The 25,469-nt window shown below is 40.8% G+C and carries 24 protein-coding genes; 9 read left to right on the forward strand and 15 right to left on the reverse strand.

The features are described 5' to 3' along the window. Positions 1-3 precede the first annotated feature (3 nt). Positions 4-801 (forward strand): glycoside hydrolase family 16 protein, encoded by a 798-nt coding sequence (locus ACXZ1K_RS01855; RefSeq protein ID WP_458971681.1) that lies wholly within the window; start codon positions 4-6, stop codon positions 799-801. Between the two features lie 4 nt (positions 802-805). On the opposite strand, the gene ACXZ1K_RS01860 is transcribed toward ACXZ1K_RS01855, so the two are convergent. The 13 genes from ACXZ1K_RS01860 to ACXZ1K_RS01920 all read right to left on the reverse strand — a co-directional run bounded on the left by ACXZ1K_RS01860 (position 806) and on the right by ACXZ1K_RS01920 (position 14,187). Next, positions 806-2,605 carry a hypothetical protein gene (locus ACXZ1K_RS01860; RefSeq protein WP_458971682.1) on the reverse strand — a complete coding sequence of 600 codons (1,800 nt, stop codon included), beginning with the start codon at positions 2,603-2,605 and terminating at the stop codon, positions 806-808. A gap of 57 nt (positions 2,606-2,662) precedes the next feature. Then, positions 2,663-4,477, reverse strand: coding sequence for an AsmA family protein (locus ACXZ1K_RS01865; protein ID WP_458971683.1), 1,815 nt, complete (start codon positions 4,475-4,477; stop codon positions 2,663-2,665). Between the two features lie 48 nt (positions 4,478-4,525). Further along, positions 4,526-5,386, reverse strand: a complete 861-nt coding sequence (locus tag ACXZ1K_RS01870; RefSeq protein ID WP_458971684.1) for a DUF4249 domain-containing protein — start codon at positions 5,384-5,386, stop codon at positions 4,526-4,528. 1 nt (position 5,387) lies between these two features. Further along, the gene (locus tag ACXZ1K_RS01875; RefSeq protein WP_458971685.1) at positions 5,388-7,943 is read right to left on the reverse strand and encodes a TonB-dependent receptor domain-containing protein; all 2,556 of its coding nucleotides are present in this window, start codon (positions 7,941-7,943) and stop codon (positions 5,388-5,390) included. Continuing rightward, positions 7,924-8,919: a FecR family protein gene (locus ACXZ1K_RS01880; RefSeq protein WP_458971686.1), complete on the reverse strand. Its 996-nt coding sequence runs from the start codon at positions 8,917-8,919 to the stop codon at positions 7,924-7,926. Before ACXZ1K_RS01880 ends, ACXZ1K_RS01875 begins: the two co-directional genes overlap by 20 nt. Before the next feature lie 10 nt (positions 8,920-8,929). Continuing rightward, positions 8,930-9,544 (reverse strand): RNA polymerase sigma factor, encoded by a 615-nt coding sequence (locus ACXZ1K_RS01885; RefSeq protein WP_458971687.1) that lies wholly within the window; start codon positions 9,542-9,544, stop codon positions 8,930-8,932. 9 nt (positions 9,545-9,553) lie between these two features. Next, positions 9,554-10,027, reverse strand: a complete 474-nt coding sequence (locus tag ACXZ1K_RS01890) for a CHRD domain-containing protein (protein ID WP_458971688.1) — start codon at positions 10,025-10,027, stop codon at positions 9,554-9,556. A 57-nt stretch (positions 10,028-10,084) separates the two neighbouring features. Continuing rightward, positions 10,085-11,167: a DegT/DnrJ/EryC1/StrS family aminotransferase gene (locus ACXZ1K_RS01895; RefSeq protein ID WP_458971689.1), complete on the reverse strand. Its 1,083-nt coding sequence runs from the start codon at positions 11,165-11,167 to the stop codon at positions 10,085-10,087. Further along, on the reverse strand, positions 11,164-11,544 hold the full coding sequence (locus ACXZ1K_RS01900; RefSeq protein WP_458971690.1) for a sugar 3,4-ketoisomerase: 381 nt from the start codon (positions 11,542-11,544) through the stop codon (positions 11,164-11,166). The genes ACXZ1K_RS01895 and ACXZ1K_RS01900 overlap by 4 nt, the downstream gene beginning before the upstream one ends. Next, positions 11,528-12,535: a glycosyl transferase gene (locus tag ACXZ1K_RS01905; RefSeq protein WP_458971691.1), complete on the reverse strand. Its 1,008-nt coding sequence runs from the start codon at positions 12,533-12,535 to the stop codon at positions 11,528-11,530. The genes ACXZ1K_RS01900 and ACXZ1K_RS01905 overlap by 17 nt, the downstream gene beginning before the upstream one ends. Beyond that, positions 12,528-13,328 carry a TIGR04325 family methyltransferase gene (locus tag ACXZ1K_RS01910; RefSeq protein WP_458971692.1) on the reverse strand — a complete coding sequence of 267 codons (801 nt, stop codon included), beginning with the start codon at positions 13,326-13,328 and terminating at the stop codon, positions 12,528-12,530. Before ACXZ1K_RS01910 ends, ACXZ1K_RS01905 begins: the two co-directional genes overlap by 8 nt. Positions 13,329-13,862: 534 nt before the next feature. After that, positions 13,863-14,090 (reverse strand): integrase core domain-containing protein, encoded by a 228-nt coding sequence (locus ACXZ1K_RS01915; protein WP_458971693.1) that lies wholly within the window; start codon positions 14,088-14,090, stop codon positions 13,863-13,865. After that, a complete protein-coding gene (locus ACXZ1K_RS01920; RefSeq protein ID WP_458973266.1) occupies positions 14,056-14,187 on the reverse strand; it encodes a hypothetical protein in 132 nt (43 codons plus the stop codon). The genes ACXZ1K_RS01915 and ACXZ1K_RS01920 overlap by 35 nt, the downstream gene beginning before the upstream one ends. Before the next feature lie 240 nt (positions 14,188-14,427). Here ACXZ1K_RS01920 and miaB point away from each other — a divergent pair, with 240 nt between their 5' ends. From miaB to ACXZ1K_RS01960, 8 genes are all read left to right on the forward strand, one after another. After that, on the forward strand, positions 14,428-15,864 hold the full coding sequence (gene miaB / locus ACXZ1K_RS01925; protein WP_458971694.1) for a tRNA (N6-isopentenyl adenosine(37)-C2)-methylthiotransferase MiaB: 1,437 nt from the start codon (positions 14,428-14,430) through the stop codon (positions 15,862-15,864). A gap of 149 nt (positions 15,865-16,013) precedes the next feature. Next, positions 16,014-17,252: a sigma-54 interaction domain-containing protein gene (locus ACXZ1K_RS01930; protein WP_458971695.1), complete on the forward strand. Its 1,239-nt coding sequence runs from the start codon at positions 16,014-16,016 to the stop codon at positions 17,250-17,252. 2 nt (positions 17,253-17,254) lie between these two features. Beyond that, positions 17,255-17,758, forward strand: coding sequence for an LPS assembly lipoprotein LptE (lptE, locus tag ACXZ1K_RS01935; protein ID WP_458971696.1), 504 nt, complete (start codon positions 17,255-17,257; stop codon positions 17,756-17,758). Beyond that, positions 17,752-19,047 carry a hypothetical protein gene (locus ACXZ1K_RS01940; RefSeq protein WP_458971697.1) on the forward strand — a complete coding sequence of 432 codons (1,296 nt, stop codon included), beginning with the start codon at positions 17,752-17,754 and terminating at the stop codon, positions 19,045-19,047. The genes lptE and ACXZ1K_RS01940 overlap by 7 nt, the downstream gene beginning before the upstream one ends. A 17-nt stretch (positions 19,048-19,064) precedes the next feature. Then, positions 19,065-19,415, forward strand: coding sequence for a preprotein translocase subunit SecG (gene secG, locus ACXZ1K_RS01945; protein ID WP_458971698.1), 351 nt, complete (start codon positions 19,065-19,067; stop codon positions 19,413-19,415). A 217-nt stretch (positions 19,416-19,632) separates the two neighbouring features. Beyond that, on the forward strand, positions 19,633-19,926 hold the full coding sequence (locus ACXZ1K_RS01950) for a co-chaperone GroES (protein WP_458971699.1): 294 nt from the start codon (positions 19,633-19,635) through the stop codon (positions 19,924-19,926). Between the two features lie 76 nt (positions 19,927-20,002). Further along, positions 20,003-21,643: a chaperonin GroEL gene (gene groL / locus ACXZ1K_RS01955; RefSeq protein ID WP_458971700.1), complete on the forward strand. Its 1,641-nt coding sequence runs from the start codon at positions 20,003-20,005 to the stop codon at positions 21,641-21,643. Positions 21,644-21,713: 70 nt separating this feature from the next. Next, the gene (locus tag ACXZ1K_RS01960) at positions 21,714-23,141 is read left to right on the forward strand and encodes an L-serine ammonia-lyase (protein WP_458971701.1); all 1,428 of its coding nucleotides are present in this window, start codon (positions 21,714-21,716) and stop codon (positions 23,139-23,141) included. Here the strand turns inward: ACXZ1K_RS01960 and ACXZ1K_RS01965 are convergent. Together ACXZ1K_RS01965 and ACXZ1K_RS01970 are read right to left on the reverse strand one after the other, a co-directional pair. Further along, positions 23,138-24,484, reverse strand: a complete 1,347-nt coding sequence (locus tag ACXZ1K_RS01965) for a DUF58 domain-containing protein (protein WP_458971702.1) — start codon at positions 24,482-24,484, stop codon at positions 23,138-23,140. The two genes, ACXZ1K_RS01960 and ACXZ1K_RS01965, sit on opposite strands and share 4 nt — an antisense overlap. A 2-nt stretch (positions 24,485-24,486) precedes the next feature. Further along, a complete protein-coding gene (locus ACXZ1K_RS01970) occupies positions 24,487-25,464 on the reverse strand; it encodes an AAA family ATPase (protein WP_458971703.1) in 978 nt (325 codons plus the stop codon). Between the last annotated feature and the right edge of the window lie 5 nt (positions 25,465-25,469).

Below are 25,469 nucleotides of genomic sequence, written 5' to 3' on the forward strand. Positions count from 1 at the left end.
GCCATGAAAAGAACAGCAATCCTGGCCATTGGCCTCCTCATATCTGTAAATGCATTTGCGCAAACCACCAAGCCAAAGCAAAAGAAAACATTGATTTGGAGTGAAGAATTTAATTACAAGGGCTTGCCTGATTCTACAAAATGGGGTTATGAAACGGGTTTCATCAGAAACTCTGAGAAACAGTATTACACCAAAGACCGTCTGGAGAATGCCGAAGTAAAAGGGGGTAAACTGGTCATTACTTCCTTAAAGGAAAATTATAAGAACGCCGGGTATACCTCAGCGAGCATCAATACGCTTAACAAAAAGGCTTTTGAAGGCAACATTAGGGTAGAAATCAAAGCGAAGCTTCCATTTGGCAAAGGCATTTGGCCTGCATTGTGGATGATGGGTACAAACACCAACCAGGTAGGATGGCCAAAATGTGTGGAATTTGATATTATGGAATTTGTTGGCCATACACCAGGCACCATTCATGCTAACCTGCATTGGTGGGACAGTACTTCTTCACAATCCAATAAACATAGCGCAAAGGGAAATAAGATTCTTCTGGAAGATATTCATAAAAAATATCATGTATACGGATTAGAGCGCCAGGGAGACTCCATAAAAGTCTTTGTAGATGATCAGTTCTATTTCAGCATGAAAGCTCCTGAAACAGCTTACAAAAACTCATTTACTGCCCCACTCTATTTACTGATCAACACGGCAGTAGGCGGCGAATGGGGAGGCCCCATTGATGACAGCATATTTCCTCAAAAGTATTACGTAGATTATGTAAGAGTATTTAAGTTAGATTAGAACGCTAACGATCTTCGGCCGCTCTCGCTCGTCTTTTTGCACGAATAACCCTACGCTTTTCCCTGTCTATTTTGATCTGCTCGAAACGATGGACTTGAGCCAATATCTTTTGCTCCTTTTGCGGGGTTACGCCAACACTGTATTTAATACCAGAGAAGAGTGTTCGCCAGATAAAACTAAAGAAAGAGGCTGTGGCGGGCCGTTTATAATATACTGGTGCATCTATCAATACCCCATCCCGCCCTGGATTATCTGAATTGATCACCATTGCATTTGCCAGCAAGGAAATCCATCCCTGCCTAACCAGTTTGTTTTCCTTCTCTTCCCGCTTCATCAGTGCAACAGAAAGGTCATTATAAGCAAACTTGACGGTGCCTTTCGCGGTCTGATCATTGGCCTTAACGTCGAAGTCGAGTTGCTTAACTTTACCTCTTTTGATCTGCACCATTCCAAGCGGCATCGTTACATTATTCAGCGCCCTGCCATCCATAACACCTAAAGTTCCGTTGTAGGAAAACTGTCCATTGCTTTCCAGCAAATCAAACCTGAAGTTAACATCCAGCTTTCCTTTCCCCATCATATATGTAGTCATATCGGCAAACAAATAAGGATTCTTCTTCTTGACTCTTTCTACATTACTAATGTTAGTGATGCTACCCGAGGTTCTTTCAAACGTAATTCTTCCCTTTTGTTTGCTATCGCGATCATATTCGGAGTAACTGATGTTTACATTGTTCAAGCTAAGCCGCTTTACTGTTAATGGAGCCCGCACTTGCTGGAGCAACTGATGGGGATACTTTCCATTCTTGATTTTAATTTTTGCAGGTAGAGAATTGTTGTTAAATACATCCACTGTACCGTTGCTGATGTTCATCTGCGTTGCATATAGCTCCTGTTTCCTAATATATAAAGGAAAATCAATACCTTCCAGATCAATATTACTCATCTCAATATGGTAACGCTCTTTAGAAACACCAGCTACTTTAGCAAAGCTCATTTCATCATACCGGGGTACAACGCTAAAACTATTGATGTTTAGCTTTCCTGTGGAGGAGCTAAAGTTTAAACGATTTAAGCTGATGTGATAGAGGCTGTCGGGCGTTGCATATTTATAATCGTTAAGATTGATGATGATATCCTGCAAAGCATATAACCTGGTGGGGTCTTTATCTGATTCCTTATCTATCACCCAGTTTTTTAAGGTTATATTGAGTTTGTCTATGGAGTCAACCTCTTGCTTATGGGGACTGTTGTGAATGTATTTAAATCTGATGTTTTTAAATTCAATAGCATCAATTTTCAATTCTGACAGGTATTTAGAAATGTAATCGTAAGGCGATTTCTGCAGATATGAAGGGCTGTTTTCATTGAAATCGAACTGCTGATTTACCATAATCACATCAGGATTCTCAAATAGCAATCGTTCGATATTTAATTTCCGGTATTTAAACAGTTGCTTTGGATGAAAATTAGAGATGGCCAACTGCTTTAACTCAATGGAGTAAATATTATTAGGTGCTTTCTTTAGGGCAATCAACTTTTTGAAGATATTGGTGTCAGGAATTAACCTCACGTCTTTTAGTGTTGCCCCTTGCGTAAGCAGGTTTAAGGTCAGATCAGAAAATTCAATATTATACAGGCTGTCGGTGGCATTGATCACTAAACTTTTCAATTCATTTTGAACAACAGGACGCAATTTGTTGCTAAAATAGATGGACATAAAAAACACGAATATCAAAATAAGGGATAGTATCCCCAGCACCCATCTCAACGCACTGTATTTCTTTCGGATCTCTTCCTGCATAGGCAAACCAAGTACTACAATATACAGCTTTAAATTGCTTAAATGCTAGTTTGAGGTCTAGTTTGTTTTCTTTTCCTTTTCTTGCTCTCGTGCCTTTTTACGTTCCGCTCGGCGTTTTTCACGAGCGGCTTTTCGGTCCTCTTTTTTATCTTTAACTTTTTGCATCGCCTGCTCCGGAGTTTTAACGGGAACTATACCCAGGCCAACATTCTCGCGCATACCAATAAATACACTTTTCCAAAGCAAGTTAAAGAACGAAGCTGCAGGTGTTCGTTTAAAAGAAACATGCGCTATCCTGGGTGCATCGCCTTTCTTGGGGTTATCATCCTTAATCAAAAAGCTATTGGCAATAAACGACAATAAGCCTTTTTCCTTCGGCTTTTCGCCATTCTCGCCTTCCTTAAGCAGTTTAATTTTTAAGTTGGTATAATAAAATCCAACAGTAGAAGTAGAGCCATACTGATTGGCTTTAACATCGAATTCTGTTTTTTGCATCTGCCCACTGGCAATCTCTACCAATCCCATATTCTTCGCAACTGGATTGAGTATCATCATGTCCATCGGCCCAACCTTACCGCTATAAGTAAAAGCCGCATCTTTGGCCGTTAGGTTAAAATCTATTTTAATGTCTATCCTACTGGTTTTCATTACCAATGCATGCAAGGTTGCAACTGCATGATTGTTTTTGGTTAACTGTAGTGAGTCGTTCGTTACATTATAGATATTTCCACCAAAATTCTTAAAATAGATGGTTCCTCTTTTCTGACTGATTGGATTGTATTCTGTGTAAGCTACATCCAGTCCGCGCAATTTTAACGTATCCACAATAGCTGGAATGGGTAGCCGTTTCAGAGCAATATGCGGAAAGTTCTTTGCCTTGTCCAAACCAGGCACAGCGGGCAATTCCCTATTTACAAAAATATTTACTTTAGCGTCCCCAATAGCTATTGCACCTGCGTGTAAACTACCCTCAGTATTTAATCGTTTAAAATCAACCCCGGTAAAATTGATGTGATCAAATTTTAAATCATAACGATCCTTCCCATACTTGTACTTTCTGCTAAACTCCAGATCAGGATACATAGGGATCATCTGTACACCAACAACCTTGATATTTTTACCGACAGCAGAGCCGCTAATGGTGTCAACCTTAATGGTGTACATTTTATCCTTACCTAATGATCGATACCCGGTAAGCATAAAACCAATATCCTTTGTATAGTAAAAGCGTGTGGTATCAGTCGCCGACAAAGAATCTATCAGCAAATCATTTACATTTATACTCAAATGCTTAATACTGTTGAGTGGCTTTGAAGTTGCCCCATTGATATAATCCAGATCGGCATCAACAATTTTAATCGCCTTTACATGAATAGACTTCAGGGTTCCGGAAATGAGTTGGTATAGACTTTTTTCTTCTTTAACCGTATCTGGTTGTTTGGGTATATTATAGTGTACAATATTTATTGATGGCTGATCCAGAATGATTGCATTCAATTCCACAATCTTTTTGAAGTAGGCTTTGAGGATACTGACACGACTGATCTTCAAATGGGCTAGTTTGACCTGATAAAGGTTTGGTGAAGCCAGCTTTGCTGTTCTAAGTTTATTGAAAACAGCGGTATCAGGCATTAATGAAACACTGTCAAGAACAGCAGTGCCACTAAAGAGATTGAGGTGTATATCGTCAAAATTCAAGCTATATAAGCCCTTTGAGCCATCATGTACACCCTTCTTTAATTTCTCGGTAAGCAAAGGTTTCCATTTATAACTCAGGTAAATTGATGCTATTCCAAGTATAATCAATAAAGCACCAACAATGCCACCTATCCATTTAATTACTTGATACTTATTCCTTTTTGGCTGATCCATAAGATGTGTATAGGAAAGTCCTATACAATATCAAGGCCATAAAAACAATTAAAGCTCCTTCCCTTGATAAAAGCCACGATCAACATCAACAGCAGAAAAATACCCTTGCGCATTTCCTGAAATGTTCCCTTGAATATTTACTGGCACTCCTGAAAACAAGCCATTCCAATCTGTTTCCATAAAAACGGAATAGAGGTACTGTGCATATCTTTCAGATAGAGAAATTTTATAGATATAAATGTAATTGCCAGGCCCAACAGACAGCGTTCTGTTCAGGTTATATAATGGGTATAATGAATTGGGGGAGCCCAGAAAATGGGTATAACTATACCCATTGTTTTCATTAAACTTAGATGGTTGCCAAGGTTGAGGATCACCGGGCAGAATTAGCTTTTCTGAAAAAGTAATATGCCATTTATTAGGGTTCAAATAACCAAAGGTGTGTTTAGGTATAGTCACTTCATACTTTTTATCAGCCATTAAGCGTGTAGATATCGGAAGGAAATCGTCAACAACATTGACAACCTGCCGCAAGGTATCTACAGCCGTGTAGGTTTTACCTCCGTACTTAATAGTAAGCTTATAGGCGCCATTATAATTTGGATCTCTAAAACGAAAGCCCGTATATAACCCAGGAATACTTCCTTCTCTATAAATAATATCTGCGGTTCCGTCATTCACTACCACCGAAGCTTTACTAATTGGGGTTGGCACAGAATCGGGATGTGAAGCGGGCTTTGTTAACCGGATAGACTGAGTAATATACCACGTATTATAACCACCTTCAACAGCTATTTCGTATGTACTTGTCGGTTTTTGAAAAAGATTATCTTCGAGACCATTCTTCTTACAGCCACCCATTAAAAGCTGTAGACTACAAATACAAGTAAGAAGAAAATACCTTTTCATGTTAAAGTTTAAAGCTGTACGCAACCCAGGGATATAAGCCAAAACCATATTCTATTGTAGTTTTTTTAGGTTCAAAAGCCGATGAATTCAAATGGTAATATAGTGGATTCTTCTGATTATATACGTTGTATATTCCAATAGAGACGGTATGGTCCAAAAATCTTTTTTTTGAGAGTTTAGTTAAAAGCTTGTATTTTGCAGATATATCTAATCTACTGAAATCTGGAAACCGATTGGTATTCCTAGCTTCAAATATAGGAACATTTAATCCATCATGCTCATAATAACCAACGGGTAGCGTCAGGGGCCTGCCTGTCGAATAAGTAAAGAAGGTTTGAAATGAAAATTGCTCAGTAAAAAAGTATTCCGCATTCAGTTTCAGTTCATTGGGAATATCATAGTTGGCAACAAATCTGTTCCCATAATTGATATCCGGAATCTTCCGAAAAACTCTTGCATAATTATAAGCCAAAGAACCAATAAACTTGCCCATCGACTTGTTTAGTTCAAGTTCAATTCCGTAGGCATTAGACCGGCCTGATCTGATCTGGCTTCTAACATTGGGATTTCTAATGATCTGCGCATGCCCCAGCAACTCTGGCTGATTGTCCAGTCTTTTCGCATAAGCACTTAAGGAAAAAGCATATTTATCTGGCGCAAAGCGATAACCCAACGATAGGTGGTTTGACCGCTGCGGCTTAATTTTTCTGGAGGCAGGCACCCAGGGTTCTAAAGAAGAAAAAGCAAGCGTACTGTTCTGTATCAACTGCAAATACTGATAGTTCAGATTATAACTTAGAAAAATGCGTTGATGGTCTGAAGGTAGATAACTTAAATTTAGCCTTGGCTCTGGATTTACAAATGTAGAAGTCTCATTTCTTTCAATCAGGTTACCCGATTCATCGTAAGCATTCCTGTTTTCCTGTACATTGTAAAAGCCGCCAATCCTAAGTCCATAATTCAACTCAAACCATTTGTTTAAGTTAATTTGCTGGGTGTAGTATAAGGCAACCTCTGCAGATTTATCCCGGGCAATATTGAATTCCAGTTCCTGTAATTTATAAGACTCCCCCGGCATAAAACGGTGGTACGTACCTGAAGCCCCGAATTTAATTTGATTTGTCGGTGTTCTGTAATAGGTATAATCAGCCTTTAGGGTCATATCCTTTACCGCAGTACTCCACTGACTTTTTTGGGATAGGGTATCGGCATTCAAATCTAACAAGTTGTTGTAATCGCTATATATTGCAGATACATTCAGGAACACCCTGGAGTTAAATAAGTGGTTCCATCTCAAGGTAGAAGTGATGTTACCCCATTTATTAGCATAAGAATTATCCGATAGCAAATGATCCTTTCCATAATAAACAGAATAAAACAAACTATTGTCTTTATCTACTTTATAATTGGCCTTGGCATTCACATCATAATAAACAGAACGGGGATTGAACAGCTTAAATTTATTTTGGAAAACATCCAGTAAGCTACGACGGTAAGCCACAATAAAGGAACCCTTGTCCTTAACCAGTGGCCCCTCCACAGCCAGTCTGGCCGACATCAGGTTTACTCCTCCGCTCGCGTGATATTCTTTACTATTTCCTTCCGTCATCCTGTTCACAATTACCGATGACAACCTGCCCCCGTAGTTTGCAGGCATGTAATCCCGGTAAACCTGGATGTTGTTCACGGCATCCGAGTTGAATACAGACACCAGGCCATACAAATGAGAGGGATTGTAGATGATCGCTTCATCCAGTAAGATCAGGTTCTGGTCGGCATTTCCGCCACGCACAAACAAGCCAGAACTTCCTTCCGTAGTAGATTTTATACCATTCTGCATCTGCAAACGCTTCATCACATCGGTCTCACCCAAATAATAGGGTGCTCCATTCAACTGCTTGATGGTAAAATTTTGTTCATTCATCAAGATTGGGTTCGGCGTAACATTAGACTTACTGATTACTACCTCTTCCAGTTTATGAGTTAGCGGCACCAATTCAACCTCCTGCTGCAGATCATGATCAAGATGCAATGGAATTTCTTCCAGCTGATAACCCGAATGCGATACGGTCAAATTATAATTCCCTTCCGGAACAGAGATGGAATAAAACCCATACTGATTGGTAACAACCCCCACTTGCAATTCAGGTATCTGTAATGTGGCACCAATTACTTCCTCACCATTTGCCAAATCCCTTACCCTGCCGTTGATAGTCCACACCTGCGCCTTTCCGGGCGCTATAACAATATCCTTCCCAATAAGGGAAAAACCTAAATTAGTACCAAAAAGTATTCTTTTGAGTGCCGCATCTAGTGGCGTTTGAACGAAATGAAAGCCGGCCGACCGCTTATTGCGTAGCTGGTCGGGATCAAAAGCAAAGTTAATACCTGTGCGCTGTTCCAGCCTGTAGAGTGTTCGGATCAGGGAATCCGGGCCAAGAGTTATGCTTATAGGTATGTTAAGCGGATTTTTTGTCTGTGCAAAAAGGTCCGTTCCATGTGTTGCTAAAGAGAGTGCAATAAAAAAACATAAGTGTTTAATTATCCGATAAAACATAAGTGCCTCTATCTTTGGTTACCTTGAACTGCAAAGATGCAGAAATAACCGCTAATGCACTATCAATTGTTTGATAATGAAGATTGGCAACTGAAAATTTTCTATTATTTAACGTACTACCTTTAACCACAACTGGCACTTGATACACTTTTTCAAGCTGAGTGGCTACAACACTTAAAGGCATCTCTTCAAAAGTAAACCTTTTATTGATCCAGGCTTTAAAATTAGGATTAGCATTATTTGTCATCAGGAGCGCCTTGGCACTTGCATTGTAAGAACCCATCTTACCTGCCGTAAGCACCAATTGACGGTCCGCACCCTTTTCTTTAAAGGCAACGATGCCCTCTTCAACAGTAACTGACACGTCATCATTATGCTTAAAAACATTAAAGCTGGTACCTATATCCTGTGCTTCAATATTTCCCGCTACAACTTTAAACTGTGCACCTTCATGTTTAACAACCTGGATAAAAGCCTCTCCTTTTAAAATTTCCAGTTTCCTGTCAGCTTTAAAACTGTCTTTATTATACCTGATTTCAGTTCCAGCGTTTAAGTTCAATATGGTTTCATCAGGAAGAACAATCCTCGCTACCGATGCATTTTCTGGAATGCTTACTGTTTCATACTTACTTTGGCTGAAAAAATAAAGTCCAACTGACAGCATTACCAATACTACTGCAGCAATTTTAGTGATCATTCTAAAATCGAATTTCCTGACAACAGCTTCCTTAACCTCAACACCACCAGCTAATTTGTTGCTTAAAGCATCCCATGATGCATCAGCATCCACATGTGCACTGGAAAGCTTATCTATGCTAAATTGTACATTTAAAAACTCCTGATACGTTTTTTCATTCTCAGCATCTGCCGCCCTCCATTCATTGAGGACTAGTTTATCCTCCTCAGAAATGGTATCGTCCAGATCATCAATGATCAGTTCGTAAATTAGTTCTTCGTTCTTATGAAACTCATTCATATTATAGAGATTAACGCGTTATAAAATTTAAAGCCAACAGCAATAGGGCTGTTAGTTGTTTGTGTTTTTCCAAATGCTCTCTCAGCTTTTTAAAGCCATAGGTCAGGTGGTTTTTAACTGTTTTAACAGAAATATCCATTTGATCGGCAATTTCCTGTTGTTTTAATTTACCAAAGCGGCTCAGGTACATCACCTGCTTACACTTTTCCGGCAATAAAGCCAGGGCTTCTTCCAAACCCTTTAACAATTCCTCTTCAGAATCGGCATGTTCATCAACTTCATCGGTTTGATCCGGATGGTGAACAACCAGATAGGCCGATTGCTTTTCGGCATCTGCCTTCTCTTTCTTAATGTAATTTAAGGACGAGTTGACCACAGAACGAAATAAGTAACTTTTCATAGATACCTGGATATTCAATTGAGCTGCCTTATTCCAAATGTTAATAAACACGTCATGTACAATTTCTTCTGCTGTTTCTGCACGGTTTACATACCTGTAAGCCACAGTAAACAGCTGTTTGTAATATTTTTTATAGAAAGCCTCAAACCATTTTTTATCGCCCCTTGCAAGAGCTTCCAACAGTCCCGGATCTTCCTGGTTATACAACAATTCCTGATCAGCCATGGTCTCCGCTTATTGTTGTTTAAGAGTGAAAACCCCTGATATTTCAGGCGACATCGCTGTTGTGCTCACTGTTATAAACCACAATCCTTTTAACATATTCCGTTCCTGGAGCGGAGTCAATAAAAAAGATCCTTTTATAATAGCCGGCTTGCCGTCTTCTGTACTATATATCTCTCTAATAAATGTGCCTGCACTTCCTTTAGGCCCACTTCTTATCGTCATTAGCTGAGGAACAATTTTGGTATACTCTACAGTATAACTCAACTGCTTTGTTTCCTCATCATACAAACCTTTCAATACTGCAGTGCCTTCAGAATTGCTGTTTGTTCCTTTTTTATCTGCCCTGGCCGTTACCACATATGTTCTAACAGGGGGCTTAACTTTAGCTGCCTCAACAGGCAACTCTTTCTCACACCCGCCTAAAAAGAACAGCACACATGCCACAATCGGCCACACAAATCCCTTATTTCTACTACCCTTCATTTTAGTATTTTATCCTGGCACTAAAATACTAATTTCTAATAGATTATAAACAGCCCATTAAAAAGCGTTCATCCTTTCAATAACCTGAGTTACCTGTGCTTCGGTATGGTAGTAAGATACCGGAAGACTCAACGTGGTTTGATGGATTAGTTCTGAGATTGGGAAGGCTCCTTTTAACCTGGTCTTTAATGCGTTCTGTTGATGTGGTGGTACTGGGTAATGTATCTCTGTACGTATGTTGTTAGCCAGCAAATAAGTCCTTAACTCATCTCTTTTAGGATGTCTGATGGCATAAATATGATAAACATCGTCAAAATCAGAATGCACTACGGGAAGTATAAAATCTTCTTTCAATCCTTCCTGATAAAGCTTAGCCAATTTCTTTTTATGGGTATTGATAGCATCCAGATGCATCAATTTAATAGATAGAAACCCAGCTTGTATCTCGTCCAAACGGGAATTCATCCCGATGTAATTATTGTAGTATTTTTCGTGACAGCCGTAGTTACGCAATGCCTTGATCTTGGTGATTGCATCAAAGTCATTAGACAGAAGTGCGCCACCATCACCTAAGGCACCCAGGTTTTTAGTCGGATAGAAACTAAAAGCACCAAACTCGCCAAAAGTTCCGGTCTTTTTGCCTTTATACGTCGCGCCATGAGATTGGGCACAATCTTCAACAACCCTCAGGTCATACTTTAATGCCAGGTTCATCACAGGATGCATATCGCAGGATTTACCATACAAATGCACCACCATGATTGCTCTGGTACGAGAAGTAATCTTTTCTTCTATTTTTGAAGGATCAATATTATAGGTAGCTAGGTCAGGCTCAACCATAACTGGCACCAGACCGTTGTTATAAATAGCTAAAATAGTAGCGATATAAGTATTGGAAGGAACAATCACCTCTGATCCTTCAGGGAAATCAAAGTACTTCAGTGCAAGCACCAAAGCATCCAATCCAGAAGCCACACCGGCACCATACTTACTGCCGCAATATGCAGCAAATTCAGTTTCAAAAGTACTTACCTTATTTCCAAGAATAAACCACCCCTTATTCAGGCTATCAGAAAAACTTTCCCGATAACTTTCCATGAATGGCTCATTTAGTAAAAAAAGGTTCTCGTACTCTATCATATCGCACACTTAATCTGATATGGGGTATGGATGTAATCTGCAGCTTCAAAATACTCAGATGCCAAAACCATCAGTATGGCATCATCGCTAAAACTGTGCATGGTATGCCAGTCCTCTGGTTCAATGATCAAACATTTATCCGGACTGTCCAAAATAACCGAACTTTCTTCAATGCCATTGTCATTGTAAATGGTACAGTTACCACGAATGCAAATAGCCGCCTGCCTGGTTTCATAATGTCTATGGCCGCCACGTTCAGAATCGTCTACACCATAGATATAAAAAATCCGCTTGATGTCGAAAGGCACCACCTTCTCAATTACGGTCAGGTTTCCTCTATTGTCTGTAAATGTTTTTAGGTTAACTAAGGAAGCCATAGTTCAGTGCATTTTTCTTGTAAATGTTCTTATAATACCCACGAAGGAAAAACAACAATGACCGCCCGGGAACTTTTTGTACCCATTGAATGTCATTGGTTACCTCGTGTGAGACAATTTCTTTGTTGTAAGCATTGATTACTTTCTCTGCTTCTGAAAGCGCTATGCTGTACGGTCTGTAAATGTGCTTAACAGGGTTTCTGGACAGCTGATAGGATTGGCTTGACAGACTGTAAGTATCATTTGACGTGTAATGGAAATCATGATAATGGTAAAAGACCAGATCAAACTTTTTCCCTGATGCAGTTTCTGTTCCAGTTACCTGATTACCTTTTGTTCTGAAAGCATATTGCTGAACATTCCAGGGGGCAACGCCACCCCCCAGATGTTGCAGCACTTGGATAGTACTAAATCTGGTAGTCCAGTCGTCGAGGTATTTTTGATCTCCAAATTTACCGTCTTCAACCCTATTAAAACACCAGTTTAAACAGGCGTCCACCCACCAGTTCAGCACTTCCATACCCCCCCAGGTATTCTTAAATGTCATGAATTGTACGCAATAAAGTCCGCTGTTCTTGGCTTGATCGTAGCAAGGCGTATACCTGTGCTCTGTAATCAAGACTGATTTATCGCCCATCTCATCTATTAATACAGATGGATCTTTGAAAAATAATAGATCTGCATCTACATAAGTGCAGTGGTCCAAATTGTACTTTTCTAAACAATATTTTATGCTTGATGAAGCGCAGGTCCAGCAATACTCTCCTGCTGTTCTGTCTCTTTTTACTTCAAGAAGCCTTTCATTTTCAAATTCTCTTAAGCTGATTATTGTTGCGCTCTCCAATCCTAACCTGCTTAGCAGGTCGTAGCAATGGCCATCAAACGCGACAATATACAAGTGAAAATCACTGCATTGCTTTTCAAGCGAGCGGTACATGGCTAATCCGCGCGACAAATAGGTAGTGTTAAATAGCGTACAAAATTTAAGCATGCAGAGATAAATTAATTAAGTAAAAACCTTTGTCGCGGCCAGATGGCTTACTGTCAATGTACATGACCTCTTCTCCATCCACATAGGAAGGAAACTCAGCAACTAGTTTATAAAGTTTTTCAAAATGGCTCAAAAAGAACTCCTGGTTAAAAAACCAGGAAGGATAAGATGCAGGGTATATCTCAGGCGGGACTACCTGCAATGTTAGCCGGTCGTCTGGCTTGTTGTTAAAAGCTGTCCTGTCAAACAACAGGAAATCAAAATTGTAGGATAATAACTGTTTTAGGAACTGGTGAGGTTTTTCCAAGTACTGCACTACACTAGATAACAATACAAAATCAACTTTCCTTTCGGCCTTGCAGGCTTCGATGGTATGGTAAAATTTCAATGTACCGTCGGCAAAATTTTCGTTTCCGCAAACCACATAATGTCCTTGCTCTACGACACTCCAGCTGGCGCAGATTTCCTTGGTTAGAAATTCTTTAATTTGGTAATAGGTGCTTCCTAGTGATCCCCCAAAGTCTAATACGTGAAGTGCTTTTTTCTTTAAGGTTGCACTAAGCTGCAAGAAGGCAAGCAAAGCATATGGACATTGTTTTTTATCGAAGATTACGGAATCACGTTCGTAAACCGCTTCTCCGCTTTTTACTTTTAACAGCGCCGCTTTTGTTTTTTCTAAAATAACAGAAGAATCGTACCCGCCGGCAACCGCACTGGCTTTTTCCCAGCTTGAGTAGTTGCCAAACCATCCGTACTTATTATTTTTATTTTTTGAAAACAATGCGTTGAACATTTAATATCCCTAATTCTGTATACAAGACAATGGGATATTCAGAAAGTCCTATACAGTTCTGAGAAAAAATTTAAATAATTACTAACTACTCATAAAGCTGGTTCATATGCCATTCCAGAATTATCTACTAATGGTCTACTTTCCCGAGATTGGGCCAATTAGGTCAGATTTTAATTTTGCAACGGGCATTAGGGCTAAAAAGGCAAAAAATTGGATGTCTTGCATACGCCTGGCATATCAAGAACACTGTTTTCGGACAATAATCGGCCTTTAAAGGGTGTGTTCTCTGTGTTTACACAGAGCCAACACAGAGCAAAGACAGAGCAAACAGCCAGAAAAGACAGATTTTTCTTAGTGCCATATCGAAGGTGTCCGATACTGGAAATGGTTTACAGTTTTTGAGGTTGGTAAAAACTTAACAATTTTAACCCTGATATGGGTTTACAAATATAAAAAATCTTCGATTAGGCCGAAAAATTATACGGCCTAAGGTTGACAGGTGGACATTTATTTTTCGACATAATTTAAAGTGATTTAAGTGCCTACCGATTGACGAGCTTGCTTCTTTTTCCAATGCATCCACATAGGTTGATCAAGTAAGTGAGTAGTTTGTGGAGTAAGATAATCGCAGCTCATATGAGGCCTTAATAAATTATAGTTGGCTATTGCACTCTTGGTCGCTAAGAGAGCTTCAGCATGAGATTTGAACAAACGATTAAGCTTAAAGTCAACTTTCAAGATTCCATTGACCCTTTCTGCCATTTAATCCCTCCTGTATTTTTCTGCGATAGGCATTTACCCAATGTTTGTACGCTTTGGATCTCCATGGCTTCAGCAACATCAATGGCGCTTTCTTCATTGAACAAAACTCGTAATATTGCCTCGTCTTTGACATCTTCACTGTACTGTCTTTGTATTAGTAAATTTAGAATATGTTCATTCATTTTTGAAATAATTTATCTCAAAAACTGTAAACCTATGTTAGTAGAAGACACTTAAAAATTAAACCCTAAAAATTTACAATCTCCCGACTACTGCCAATTTGTCATTTATAAATATATTTTTGTATTTTTGAACCCCACATACAGGAATACAAAATATGATTGACTTACAATTAGCCGACAAGAAACATGATGAAGAACGCCAGGGTGAGGCTTTGGTGGTTGATGCACCATTAGTACGTAACGGACGCAAATTGTATATTGAAAGTTACGGTTGCCAAATGAATTTCGCAGACAGTGAAATCGTTGCTTCTATCTTGCTGGATCAGGGCTTTGAAACTACGGGCGATTATAAAGAAGCTGATGTGGTTTTCATCAATACCTGCTCTATTCGAGAAAATGCGGAGCAAAGGGTAAGAAACCGACTCTCGCAATTTGGTGTAGAAAAACGCCGCAATCCGAAATTAATCGTAGGCGTTTTAGGCTGCATGGCCGAGCGACTAAAATCAAAATTCTTAGAAGAAGAAAAGTTGGTAGATGTAGTGGTTGGTCCGGATGCCTATAGAGAATTGCCACAGTTATTGGACGAGGTAGAAAGCGGACAAAAAGCGATAAACGTCTTGCTTTCTCGTGAGGAAACCTATGCTGACATTAGCCCGGTACGTTTAAATGGCAATGGCATAACTGCTTTCATTTCCATCATGAGGGGTTGCGATAACATGTGTTCGTTCTGCGTGGTTCCTTTTACCAGAGGCAGGGAGCGCAGCCGAGATCCGTATTCTATTTTAGCGGAAGCCAATGATCTTTTTGAGCGTGGATATAAAGAAGTTACTTTATTGGGTCAGAATGTAGACTCCTATAAATGGAAAGGTAAAGACGCTGCAGAAACTGAAGTTAACTTTGCCCAGCTGCTGGAAAAGGTTGCTTTGATCAATCCGGATTTAAGGGTTAGGTTCTCTACCTCCCACCCAAAAGACATTACCGATGAAGTGCTGTATACCATTGCCAAGCATGATAACATCTGCAATTATATCCACTTGCCTGTTCAGTCGGGCAGCACACGCGTACTGGAATTAATGAACCGCACCTATACCAGAGAGTGGTACATCAACAGGGTGGATGCCATTAGGCGCATCATTCCGGGATGTGCAATTTCTTCTGATATCATCGCAGGTTTCTGTACAGAAACCGAGGAAGAACACCAGGAAACATTGAGCATGATGGATTATGTGGGCTACGATTTTGCGTTTACATTTAGTTACTCTGAACGGCCGGGCACATTGGCCGCGCGTAAGCTGGCAGATGATATACCGGAGGAGGTTAAAAAGCGCAGGCTTGCAGAAATTTTATTAAAACAACAACAAACCTCTTTATACAGGCTACAGCAATTTGTAGGAAAAACAATGAGGATCCTGGTAGAAGGAACTTCCAAAAAATCTGATCAGGATTTGTGCGGCAGGAACGACCAAAATGCAATGGTGGTTTTCCCGCTAACGGAAGGTGTTAAGGCAGGTGAATACGTTGACGTTTATATTGACAGGTGTACCTCAGCTACTTTACTGGGAACGGTAGTTGAACAGGTAATGAGTAGTTAGTATTTAGATGTTAGTAGTTAGATGTTAGTAGTTAGATGTTAGTAGTTAGTATTTAGCTATTAGTATTTAGACAGATCGATGATATGCAGTTATCTAAATACTAATAACTAAATACTAAATACTATAAACCATAACAAACATTATAGTAAATGGATATTCAAGACATAAAGAATCGCTTTGGGATAATTGGAGGCTCTCCGCTGTTAAACCGGGCAATAGATATAGCCAGACAGGTATCGCCGACAGACATGTCTGTATTGATTACCGGCGAGAGTGGTAGTGGTAAGGAGGTTTTCTCACACATCATACACCAAATGAGCGCGCGCAAGCATGGTGCTTTTATCGCGGTAAATTGTGGTGCTATCCCGGAAGGAACAATTGACTCAGAACTATTTGGTCACGAGAAAGGATCTTTTACCGGTGCGCATGAAGCCCGAAAAGGTTATTTTGAGGTAGCCAATGGTGGCACCATATTTCTGGATGAGGTGGCAGAGCTACCGCTGGGTACACAGGCACGTTTACTGCGGATTTTGGAAAGCGGAGAATACCTGAGGGTAGGCTCTTCTAAAGTGCAAAAGACAGATGTAAGGATTATTGCGGCAACGAATGTGGATGTATACGACCGTGTGAAATCTGGTAAGTTCCGTGAGGATTTGTATTACAGGTTAAACACCGTGCCTCTGAGGATTCCGGCACTGCATGAGCGTAAAGAAGATATTTACTTGTTGTTTAGAAAATTCTCGGCAGATTTTAGCGATAAATATCGTAGTCCGGGCATACAATTGGAGCCAGATGCCATACAGATCTTAAGCAATTACAGCTGGCCGGGTAATGTTAGGCAACTAAAAAACATTGCCGAGCAAATCTGCGTGTTAGAAAAAGACCGCAACGTTACCGGTGCCGCACTGCTGAATTATATTCCAAATGAAAGCGGCAGCAACCTTCCAATGGCCATTAACGGGAGCAATAAGGAAGACTATACGGAACGTGATATTTTATATAAAGTGCTGTTCGACATGAAGAAGGACATGATGGAGCTAAAGAAATTGGTGGCAGAGATCATTCAGAATGGCGGGAATACTTCGCACATCATGGCCGACAACACGCATTACATCAACCAGCTTTACCAGGAAGTGGACCAAACCATGAATCACGAACAGCCTACGCAGCTTACGATTAAGAAGCCTGCACAGGGTGCTCCGGTTGATTACAACTATACTCATGAAGCGGAAGAGGTAGAAGAATCTTTATCACTGATCGATAAGGAATCAGATTTGATTAAAAAGGCTTTAAAAAAACATAAAGGAAAACGTAAGTTTGCTGCACAGGAACTAGGCATATCTGAACGTACGCTCTATAGAAAAATTAAAGAACTTAACCTGAACTAGTGATGAAGAATCTGTATATCGTTTTAGTATTTCTTGTTATTAGCGGATGTAAGATCAGCTTGAAAGGCGAATCTATCCCTCCTGATATGAAAACGATCAACGTAACTGTTTTTGAAAACAACGCACCATTGGTTGTGGCGTCTTTAAGTTCGCAGTTCACAGAAGAGCTGAAAACCAGGATCAGGAACCAAACGCGTTTAAGTATTACACCTAATGATGCGGATGCGACATTCTCCGGGAATATTTCGGGTTACGACATCAGGCCGGTGGCTTTGCAGGATAACAACAACAGGCAAGCTGTGGCAGGGGCCAACAGGCTGACCATCAGGGTAAATGTTAAATATGTAAACAACCTTAATCCTAAACAAAGCTATGAGGAGTCCTTTGAACGCTTTAAGGATTTCAAATTGGCAGGTAGTTTGCAAACTCAGGAGCAAGCCCTGATCAAAGATGTAACGGCACAATTAGTAGAAGATATCTTTAACCGGGCATTTGCACAATGGTAAACAGCGTAGAAATAAGCCAGATCAATGAATTCTTAGCCAGCCCTGAAAGGATTGGTTTAACAGATCTTGCGTTGTTAGAAAGCTATATTAAACGTTATCCCTATTTCCAGCCGCTTAGGTTATTATTAGCTAAAGCTACACTGGGTAGTGCAGAAGAAAACAACACGCTGGCCACTGCGGCATTGTACACCAATGGCGCTTTGCTGCACAATTTAATTCATGAGCCGGAAGACTTGCTGGACACTCATTTTATATATGAACCTGCAGTCGCTGATGCCGAACCAATGGCGATTGACGAAGACGGCATTGATGAAGTTTCCCCTGAAGAGGAATCTGCTCCCCAGGCCTATGAGCAAGAAGAGACCGTAGCTGAAGAGCATGAGGTTTTTGAGGAGATCGCTGAAGTTGATGTTCACAATTATCAAAATATACCAACTCCTGTGGAAGAACCTGCAGAAGATGAAGTGTTTGAAGAAATCAGTGAATTTTACAGTGAAGCATTCTCTGCCGAGGTGATTCCTCCAGTTGAGGATCCTGGTCAGAAGGAAGATCATAATGCTGTAGCAGAAAATATTGCCGAAGAACCGGCAGCGGTGGTTAACGAAGACGCCAGACTGGAGCATGACCTGGTACTGGAAAATATTGTATCTACCGATTTCTTTGCTTTTCAGGACAATTTCAAGGTAGAGTCTGTTCCTGAAATTGAGGATCAGGAATCTTACGAGGCCGATTCTTTAGAAGATGGTATTGTCGGGAACGATGAGCATGTGGTGAGCAAGTATGATGATGATAAATTGCCATACACCTTTTTGTGGTGGCTTGCTAAAACCAGGAAAGAATACCAGCAGATATTTCAGCCTTACGCTTCTCCAAGAGAGACCAAACAAGGAGCGCAGAAGAATCCACAGCCTGGCAGCAAGCCGAGTGAGTTGCAACAACAGTATGTAGAGCACATATTTCATATCCAGACACCATTTAACGCAGAGGAATTGGTAGCTGCACCACCACACGCTAAAGTACCGCATAAGGGCAGTGAGATCATTGAGAAGTTTATCAAAGGAGATCACCAGATCAGGGTATTGAAAGCCGATGAAATTAACAACGAGAATAAGGCCAGGAAGAGTGCTGAGGACCAGAATGACATGGTTACAGAAACACTTGCCAAAATCTATATAGAACAAATGCTTTATGACAAGGCCATAGAGACTTATCAAAAATTAAGTTTGAAGTTTCCAGAAAAAAGCCGTTACTTTGCCGACCTTGTTAAATCTATAGAAAAGAAAATTTAATATTATATAAACTTACTATGCTGTTTTTAATTATTCTACTCATCATTATTTGCATCGCCTTAGCATTATTTGTTTTGGTACAAAACCCTAAAGGTGGCGGTTTAGCTACTGGTGGTGCCGGCAGCAACATGTTTGGCGTACAACGTACCGGAGATGTTCTTGAAAAAGGAACCTGGGTATTATTGGCACTGATTGTGGTGATTACTTTATCGATTACTACGATGGCAAAATCTGGCGGTTCTGCTTCAGGTACCGGATCTAAAATACAGGAACAACTGGATAAAACTCCTGCCCCTTCTATGTTAAGCGGCGGACAGGCAGCTCCTGCTAATACACCTCCAGTAAGCAAGGACACGACGAAAAAATAAGGCGAAGCCTAAACGAATTGATGAGCCCGGTTGTTTAAGACTTCCGGGCTTTTTCGTTTCTGCCACTCTGACACAAAACCTGGTACTCCAAATCCAATAGCTGACAATGCGGTGTAAATTTGGCAAGCCAAAGTGCATTGGCATAAAAACTGATATAAGTTAGCTGCGTAATTAATTTACTTTTACATATAAACTAAAATAAAAATAATAACAAGTTATGGCTTTAAACTTTAAACCTAATGCAGACAGAGTAGTTGTTGAAGCTGCTGCTGCAGAAGAAAGAACAGCATCTGGTCTATACATCCCGGATACCGCAAAAGAGAAACCTCAACAAGGAGTAGTAGTTGCTGTTGGACCTGGTAAATTTGCTGATCAAACAGGAAATGTGATTCCACTTAGCGTAAAAGTTGGCGATCAGGTTCTTTATAGCAAATATGGCGGTACAGAAATTACCATTGAAGGCAAAGAATATTTAATTATGAGAGATTCTGACATCTTAGGAACTCTTTAATCCAGTATAATTTTTTGGAATATGACCGCAATTTTGTGGTCATCTCATCATTAAAAACTAGAATCAAAAAAATAAAATGGCAAAACAAGTAAAGTATAACGTAGAAGCCCGTGACGCCCTGAAAAGAGGTGTTGATATTTTGGCTAATGCAGTTAAAGTAACCTTAGGTCCAAAAGGACGTAATGTAATTATCGACAAAAAATTCGGTTCACCAGCAATCACTAAAGATGGTGTTACTGTTGCAAAAGAAATTGAGTTGAAAGACCCAATTGAAAATATGGGTGCCCAAATGGTTAAAGAAGTGGCTTCTAAAACTGCAGATATTGCAGGTGACGGAACTACTACTGCTACTGTTTTAGCGCAGGCAATTGTTACTGCCGGTATTAAGAACGTTGCCGCTGGTGCAAATCCAATGGACTTAAAACGTGGTATTGATAAAGCAGTTACTGCTATTGTTGAAAACCTGAAAGCACAGTCTCAGACTGTTGGTGAAGACAACAACAAAATCAAACAGGTGGCCTCTATCTCTGCAAACAATGACGAAGTTATTGGCGCATTGATCGCTGAAGCAATGGGTAAAGTTGGTAAAGATGGTGTTATCACTGTTGAAGAAGCAAAAGGTACTGAAACTGAAGTAAAAACAGTAGAAGGTATGCAGTTTGACCGTGGATACTTATCTCCATACTTTGTTACCAATGCTGATAAAATGGAAGCGGAATTAGAAAGCCCTTACATTTTGATCTATGATAAAAAGATCAGCAACATGAAAGAATTGCTTCCAGTGTTGGAAAAACAAGTTCAAACTGGCAAGCCATTGTTGATCATTGCAGAAGATCTTGACGGTGAAGCTTTGGCTACATTGGTAGTAAACAAGATCCGTGGTTCACTGAAAGTTGTTGCTGTTAAAGCTCCAGGTTTTGGTGACAGAAGAAAAGCAATGTTGGAAGACATCGCTATCTTAACTGGTGGTACTGTTATTTCTGAGGAGAGAGGATTTAAATTAGAGAATGCTGACCTTACCTATTTAGGTACTGCTGAGAAAGTTGTTGTTGATAAAGACAATACAACAATCATCAATGGTGCTGGTCAGTCTGAAGACATCAAAGCTCGTGTTAACCAGATTAAAGCTCAAATTGAGACCACTACATCTGATTACGATAAAGAAAAACTACAAGAGCGTTTGGCTAAATTAGCTGGCGGTGTTGCTGTTCTTTATGTTGGTGCTGCTTCTGAAGTGGAAATGAAAGAAAAGAAAGACCGTGTTGATGATGCTTTACATGCAACCCGTGCGGCTGTTGAAGAAGGTATTGTAGCTGGTGGTGGTGTTGCTTTCATCCGTGCAATCGAAGCTTTAGATGGCATGAAAGGCACTAATGATGATGAAACTACTGGTATTCAGATCATTCGCCGTGCGATTGAAGAGCCTTTACGTCAAATCTGCCAAAATGCAGGTATTGAAGGTTCTATCGTAGTTCAAAAAGTAAAAGAAGGTACTGCTGATTTCGGTTATAATGCACGTACTGATGTATATGAAAACTTAATTGCTGCTGGTGTTATCGATCCAACTAAAGTTGGTCGTGTTGCATTAGAAAATGCAGCTTCTATCGCAGCTATGCTATTGACTACGGAAGTGGTTTTAGCTGACGATCCAGAAGATGCTCCTGCTGGTGCAGGTATGCCTCCAATGGGTGGCGGTGGCATGGGCGGAATGATGTAGTCATTTGCTTAATCACTTATAAAAAACCCGCCTTATCAGCGGGTTTTTTTATTTTTAACTAGCTTTGTATATGCAGCGGGAACAAATCTCAGTATTTGACATTTTTAAGATTGGTATAGGGCCATCAAGTTCACACACTTTAGGTCCATGGAGAGCAGCTCAGCAGTTTACAGCATCATTGGTAAACAAAGACTTGCTCAACGAAGTGGTGCAAGTTAAAATCCTGCTTTATGGCTCTCTGGCAAAGACAGGTAAAGGGCATGGAACTGATGTAGCCATATTGCTCGGCCTCACGGGAGCGGATCCGGTAACTTTTGATGTCAATGCAATTGATAGTACCGTTGATGCGATTAAAAATGATCAGTTGCTTAACCTGTCCGGCAGCAAGTTGATTTCCTTTAACTATGAAGATGATCTTGCTTTTCTATTTTTTGAAAGCCTGCCCTTCCACCCCAACGCAGTAACCTTCCAGGCTTTCCTGGAAACCGGAAAGGCCTTTTCTGAAACCTACTATTCCATCGGCGGTGGCTTTGTGGTTAAAGAAGGAGATACCGGGCTCGAGAAAGAACAGGTTGATCTTCCATTCCCAGTTGAAAAAGCAAGCGATTTATTGCACTGGTGTTTGAGCACAGGCTTAAAAGTTTCCGAAGTTGTATTGGAGAATGAGTTGGCCTGGCGGACCGAGTCAGCCACCCGAGCGGGTATTATGCAGCATTTTGAAGTGATGAAAGACTGTATTTACAGGGGCTGCCATACTGGAGGTTTCTTACCTGGTGGATTGAACGTGGGCAGAAGAGCCTCTGCGTTAAACAAAAGGTTGATTGGAGACCGGACCTATCATGACTATGCGAGTTGGGTTACGGCCATAAGGGCTGGAGGCAACGGTTTTAACTATATTTTAGATTGGGTAAGCTGTTATGCGCTTGCTGTAAATGAAGAGAATGCCTCCTTTGGAAGGGTAGTAACTGCACCTACCAATGGCGCCGCGGGTGTAATTCCTGCTGTACTTCAGTACTACATTACCTTTTGTGATGGCTTTAAGGAAGAGAAGATTATTCAATTTATTTCCTGTGCGTCTGAAGTGGGAAGTATTTTTAAGAAGGGCGCTACCATATCTGCCGCAATGGGTGGTTGCCAGGCAGAGATCGGTGTATCTTCCGCCATGGCCGCAGCGGCGCTTACAGAGTGCCTGGGGGGTTCACAGCGACAAGTTTTAATGGCAGCAGAAATAGCCATGGAGCATCACCTGGGTTTAACATGCGACCCAATTGGCGGGCTGGTGCAAATCCCCTGTATTGAAAGGAATACCATGGGCGCCATCAAGGCCATTACGGCAAGTCAGCTGGCTTTGCAGAGCAATCCTGATAAAGCTAAAGTTAGCCTGGACGCTGTGGTGAACACCATGTGGGAGACTGCGTTAGATATGAACTCGAAATATAAGGAAACATCTGACGGGGGACTGGCCACCAATATACCGATCAGTTTACCAGAATGCTAGATTTTCTGCTGGGCTTTTATGGCAAGGTAACGGTTAACCACATTAACGGTTAGCTTTTCTGGTGGGGTGAGAATACTCAGTATGCCATGCTTAGCAAGTTCCAGTACCATTAATTTTTTTTCATAGGCAAATTTCTCTGCGACAGTTTTAACATAAATTCCTTCTACGTCACCGGCCGGTGTTTCACTAATGGACCTTAATTCTGTATTTTCAAAAAAAACAATCAATAATAGATGGTGTCTGGAGATCCGCTTGAGGAATGGCAGCTGCCTTGTTAAAGCAGACATGCTTTCAAAATTAGTAAAGAATATGATGAGGCTGCGCTGTTTCATGATATTGCGAACAGCGCTATAAAGCGCTTCCATATTGGTCTCGAGGTACCTGGTCTTTTCTTTATAAAGAACAGACATGATCTTTCCCAGATGCGCAGGTCTGCGTTCGGCCGGCACTATACTTCCTATCTTTTCCGCGATAGTAATTAAGCCTGCTTTATCTTCTTTAAGCAATGCCACATTGGAGAGTACCATGCTGGCATTGATGGCATAATCCAAGAGGCTCAATCCATCAAAAGGCATTTTCATGGCGCGCGATTTATCAATAATACAATACACATGCTGCGCCCGCTCATCGGTGTAAGAATTGACCATCAGGTCGCCTTTTCTGGCTGTAGCCTTCCAATTTACTGTCCTGTAATCGTTTCCAGGCACATAATTCTTTACCTGATCAAACTCCATACTATGACCAATACGCCTGATCTTTTTTATCCCCATTTCCGACAACCTGTTGGAGATGGCCATGAGCTCGTATTTCCGGAGTTGCAAGAAAGAAGGATAGACAGCTACCGAGGTTTCCTTACAGAAATCAAACCTTCGGGTTAAAATTTGAAGGGGTGATTGCACATAAAGCCTAACTTTTCCGAAAAGGTACGCTCCACGTTTGGTAGGCCTGAGGATATAGCGAATGTCTTTATGTGTAGCCGGTTTCAAATAAACCTGGAACCAGAGGTCCCTCTTTTGAAATTGAAAAGGTATTTCGTCTATGATACCTGCATGGATAGAGAAAGGATAAAAATTCTCTATATAAATATTCAGTTCATTTTGATCGCCATTACTGAGCCGTTCTGGCAAATCTCTGCTCAAGAAGACATGCCGCTTTCCGCGATAGAGCATTACAAAATCAACTATAGTGAGGGAAGCCATTACAAAAAAGCATAGGTAAGGCAAATCGCCCAGCCATGGCAGGAAAAAGGAGGTTAGAAAGAGCATGGCGCAAAGCAACATGCCGGCAAAAAACCTCTTGCCTACAAACAATTCTATATAATATTTACGAAAGAACTGTTTCAACCTTAACGCGGGATTTCTATTTTCTGAATGATCTGTGCAACAATATCCCTGGTGGACAAGCCCTCCATTTCTTTATCAGGAGTAAGCATTATGCGGTGCGCAAGTACTGGAGCAGCAACTTTGATGATATCATCAGGTGTGACAAAATCGCGCCCGGCCATTGCAGCAATTGCCTTTGCACTATTAACCATAGCAAGCGAAGCGCGAGGAGAGGCGCCAAGGTAAAGCGACTTATTATTCCGGGTTTCATGGGTGATCTTTGCTACGTATTCTATCAGTTTGGGCTCTACATGCAAGGCTTTGATAATGGCTCGGCAAGATTTAATTTGCGCAATACTTAAAACAGGTTTCACGTCCCTTACCTCTGCACCCAGGTTTTGCTGGTGCTGGTTCAGCAGAATAGTGGTTTCCTCCTCCAGGGTAGGATACTTCACTTCTACTTTAAACAAAAACCGGTCTAGCTGAGCCTCTGGCAACCTATAAGTTCCCTCCTGCTCAATTGGGTTCTGCGTGGCCAAAACCATAAAAGGTTCCTCCATCAGATAGGTATGACCATCCACGGTGACCTGCTTCTCCTCCATGACTTCGAACAGTGCCGACTGTGTTTTTGCAGGCGCCCTGTTGATCTCATCAACCAGGATAATATGACCAAAGATTGGTCCTTTGCGGTATTCAAAAGCCGAGGACCTGGGATCAAAGACCGAGGTACCCAGAACATCAGAAGGCATTAGATCAGGCGTAAACTGAATTCTTGAAAACGATGCATCTATACTTTTTGCAACCAGCTTTGCACTGAGTGTTTTGGCTACTCCAGGTACACCTTCCAGCAAAACATGCCCATCGGCCAGAAGGCCTGCAATAAGAAAATCAATAGTTTCTGCCTGGCCTACAATTATTTTACCTAGTGATTCCCTTATTTGTTCTACTGCTTTACTGAGCTCCGTAAGGTCGGTTCGCTGATTAGATAGTTCCGGTTCCATAGTGT

It is taken from the genome of Pedobacter jaeyakensis, from assembly GCF_054461315.1.